This window comes from Desulfobulbus alkaliphilus (assembly GCF_016918545.1).
Lineage (GTDB): Bacteria > Desulfobacterota > Desulfobulbia > Desulfobulbales > Desulfobulbaceae > Desulfobulbus > Desulfobulbus alkaliphilus.
The window spans coordinates 1-394 of the sequence record NZ_JAFFQC010000406.1 but is presented as its reverse complement, the minus strand read 5'-3'; the positions used below and the strand labels follow the sequence as shown (position 1 = coordinate 394).

The 394-nt window shown below is 59.9% G+C and carries 1 protein-coding gene; it reads left to right on the top strand.

Features of this window, described 5'->3' with window-relative positions; translation table 11 throughout:
* Positions 1-394 (top strand): TonB-dependent receptor domain-containing protein (locus JWG43_RS21150; RefSeq protein WP_205244485.1); only part of this gene is annotated, 394 nt, incomplete at both ends.

Genomic DNA, 394 nt, shown 5'->3' with positions numbered 1-394 from the left:
GTGATGTCCCGTCCGACTCTCGGCGATCTGACCCCGGGCGGCAGCGTCTCACCAACCACCCGCACAGTGTCCTACGGAAATCCGCTTCTCGACCCGTTCCGCGCCACCAACTACGATTTCTCGGTCGAGTGGTATTTCCAGAATGAGGGCCTTTTGGCCGCCGCCGTCTTCTACAAAGACATCGACAGCTTCATCACATCCGAAACAGTCGGCATCCCCTACAACCAGCTGGGCCTGCCCAACGATTTGCTTCAGGGCGCTGCAAGCCCGACCGATATCTTCCAGGTCACGCGCCGCCTGAACGGCGAAGGCGGCGCGCTGAAAGGGATCGAAATCCAGTATCAGCAACCCTTCACCTTCCTGCCCGGTCTTTGGTCCAACTTCGGCTTCACCG